Source organism: Ruegeria sp. YKSF131 (genome assembly GCF_059612645.1).
This window is the reverse complement of sequence record NZ_JBXWQZ010000123.1, coordinates 1-3,231: the sequence shown is the minus strand read 5'-3', so window position 1 is coordinate 3,231 and position 3,231 is coordinate 1. Positions and strand designations below refer to the sequence as shown.

Annotated in this window: 2 protein-coding genes and 1 pseudogene; 1 reads left to right on the top strand and 2 read right to left on the bottom strand. The window is 56.6% G+C overall.

Going from position 1 to position 3,231, the window contains the following annotated elements:
* On the top strand, positions 1 to 806 hold an 806-nt coding region (locus AC2FLZ_RS21850), incomplete at its 5' end, for an ACP S-malonyltransferase (protein ID WP_496882782.1).
* Positions 807 to 1,084: 278 nt separating this feature from the next.
* On the opposite strand, the pseudogene AC2FLZ_RS21845 reads toward AC2FLZ_RS21850, so the two are convergent.
* Positions 1,085 to 1,873: pseudogene (locus tag AC2FLZ_RS21845) on the bottom strand (IS5 family transposase).
* A gap of 66 nt (positions 1,874 to 1,939) precedes the next feature.
* Positions 1,940 to 2,899 (bottom strand): cation efflux transmembrane domain-containing protein, encoded by a 960-nt coding sequence (locus AC2FLZ_RS21840; protein WP_496882781.1) that lies wholly within the window; start codon positions 2,897 to 2,899, stop codon positions 1,940 to 1,942.
* Between the last annotated feature and the right edge of the window lie 332 nt (positions 2,900 to 3,231).

Genomic DNA, 3,231 nt, shown 5'->3' with positions numbered 1-3,231 from the left:
CCACGCTGGGCGATTTTCGTGCCATCGATCCGGAGAAGATCGACGTGGTGGCTGTGACCGGAAACTCGATGGGCTGGTATTCAGCCCTGGCCTGCGGGGACGCTCTGACCGCCGAGGCAGGGTTCGAGGTGGTCAACACCATGGGAACACTCATGCAGCAGAGCCTGATTGGCGGCCAGTTGATCTATCCTTTCATGGATGCCGACTGGCAGCCGAACCCGGCACGCAAGGCCGAACTGCTGGCTCTGGTCGCTGAGATCGACGGCACCGGCGCGACCCTCACCCTGTCAATTGATCTGGGCGGGATGCTGGTTCTGGCCGGGGATGAAGCTGGGTTGTCCGCCTTTGAAAACAAGGTGCCTGTGGTGCAGGAACGATTTCCGATGCGGCTGGCCAATCACGCAGGGTTTCATTCACATCTGCAACGCCCAGTTGCCGAAGCCGGTCGCGCCCGCCTTGCCGCAGATCTGTTCCGGCAACCCAATTTGCCCATGATAGATGGCCGTGGTCAGATCTGGTGGCCCGGAGCCTGTGATCTGGACGCGCTTTGGGACTACACCTTGGGTCATCAGGTGACCGAAACCTATGATTTCACAAAGGCCGTATCACAGGCCGCGAAAGAGTTCGCACCCGACATGTTCATCGTCACCGGACCGGGAACCACACTGGGCGGAGCCGTCGCGCAATGTTTGATCCTGAGCAATTGGTACAAGATGCAGGACAAAGCAAGCTTTCAGACCAGCCAACGCGAAGAACCTTCGCTGATCTCAATGGGGATCGAGGATCAACGCGCACGTGTGACCTGACCTTGCACACCTTGGCGGTTCGCCCGGCGCAAATCGATCTATCGCGGGCACTCCGCTCCACTCTTCGCACCGAACCTTCTGTTCAGAGCCTGCCCAAAAAAGCGCCTACTTATCAAATCCACGCTTCTGAAACGGGAACAGATGACTGAGCACCCAACCCCGCGCGGTGACCCGTTATCCAATGCTTCAGGTCATTTGGCACCTTCGCGCAAATCCGGACTCTTTCGATCGAGCACCTTGCAGACAGGCGGCCTGTCTAGGGTCAGGATTCATAACCACTAGATGACTAGAGCCGCGAGCGCGATGGCTGATAGGAAGACCTTGGGACAACGATCATAGCGTGTTGCCACGCGCCTCCAATCCTTGAGCCTGCCAAACATGATCTCGATGCGGTTGCGGCGTTTGTACCGGCGTTTGTCGTATTTTACCGGCGCCTTGCGTTGCTTTCGGCCGGGGATGCAGGCGCGTATCCCTTTGTCTTTCAAGGCGTCTCGGAACCAGTCGGCGTCATAGCCACGATCACCGAGCAGCCAGTCCACATTTGGTATGCTCCTAAGCAGAGCCCGAGCACCGATGTAATCGCTGACCTGCCCGGCGGTAACGAACAGGTTGAGCGGGCGACCTTGGCTATCACAGATAGCATGCAACTTGGTATTCATGCCGCCCTTGGTTCGGCCCCTCTCGGCAGCATCCTTCGGATGCGCCTGCCGGGCAGTGAATCAGGCGGCCACGCCCCCCTTTTTGGCGCCCAAGCTGGACGCCGTGCGATGGGCTTTTAGATATGTGGCGTCGATCATGACCGTCTTCTTTTCACCGTGCTCGGCGGCCAGACCAGCCAACATTCGTGCGAAGATGCCTTTCTAGCTCCAATGCTTCGACCGGCTGTAGAGCGCTTTGTGAGGTCCGTATTCCCTGGGGGCATCTCGCCAACGCAACCCATTTCGATTGATGAAGATAATCCCACTCAGCACCCTTCTATCATCGACCCGTGGCCTGCCGTTCGACTTCGGGAAGAAAGGGGAAAGCTTGGCCATCTGCTCGTCTGTCAGCCAATAAAGGTCGCTCATATCATCGCTCCGTTTTCGAGCCGTGAATCAAGCAACGAAGCGAAAATCAATGCATCCTGACCCTAGTTAGAGAGGGTTCAGTGAATCCGGCCAGCGCCTTGAGTGTTCCGTGATCACGAGCAGCACATCTGCGCCGGACAGTGCTTCGCGCGTATCACGGATCATGCGCAGGTTCAGGTCGTCGATAACAGACGCAGAAATCGGTCGGCCGGGATTGTAATAGACTGTAATCAGGAATGTTCGCCCAAGTTTGGTGACGGACAGATCCTGTAGTGATCCTCCATCCTGAACAATAGCAGCACGCAGAGCCCGTCGGGCTGCAGCGACGTCTCCGGGGCTTGCGCTGACGCCCGCCAATTCACCCAATCCTCTGCGAAAATCTGTGACGTAGGTTCCGACCGCCAACAAGCACAGTACTAGGACGATTACCGAGTCGCCCACCGGCGCAACTGGTGCCAGCGGACCGTCGCGGAACAAGTAGACGGCACCCAGCCCTACACCTGCCGCCGCCGTGATCAGCCCGTCGAACATCGCAGCCTTGGACTCGAGCCGCAGGATCGAGCTGTTCTTTCCCATTCGGCGCCAGGTGAAATGATGGAAGCCCCACATTAAGGTGCATGTGAGGCCAATCCCGGCGAAGTAGATGATCATCGGCGCAAAGTTCAACGGCTCAGGCATTATGCCGTTGAGGTAGTTGTAGATATTCTTGATCGCATTCGTTATTGCGAACAAGACCAAGCCGAGAAGAGACAGTGAGCGAAATGTCGCAAAAATAGCCTCGTCAGCGGCGTAGCCGAAAGGGCGTACCTTGTCCGGACCCGCATCGATGCGACGACTGATTCGACGCCCAAGCAGCGCCGAGCCGAACCCGACCAGGGAGAACAGTCCGTCCATCATGATCGCGTTTGAATTCGACAACATACCAGCCAGCACCCCCGCGGCGGCCATGAAAAGGTTTCCCCACATGGCCACGCTGAGAGAGCGTCTTTCCAGCCGTTTTCTGCTATCTGAATTCAGCGTCGTCATATTTTGCAGTCCTGATGTGACATCAATCTGCTCTTCCAATATCCTTCCGTTGATGTTTCGCCAACACTTGTGGTGAATATTAGAAGAATCCGTCAACAGGTCAGTGGTTTATCCCCATTGCATCGCCATTTGTGGACAGGTCCCTTCATAAAGAGTTTTCTTTGCGCCTGAGATCATTTAGCCAGCACTCATTTCTCCGGCCTCACATGATTGTTGATTTCTGTCCGTCGTCAGGGATTTTGGGACAGATGGCGGCGTGAGCTAAGAGAGGGTCTGGCTCATCTGGTTCATGTGATTATGCGGCGGATTTGCGGTGAAGCAAGCGTCGCGTT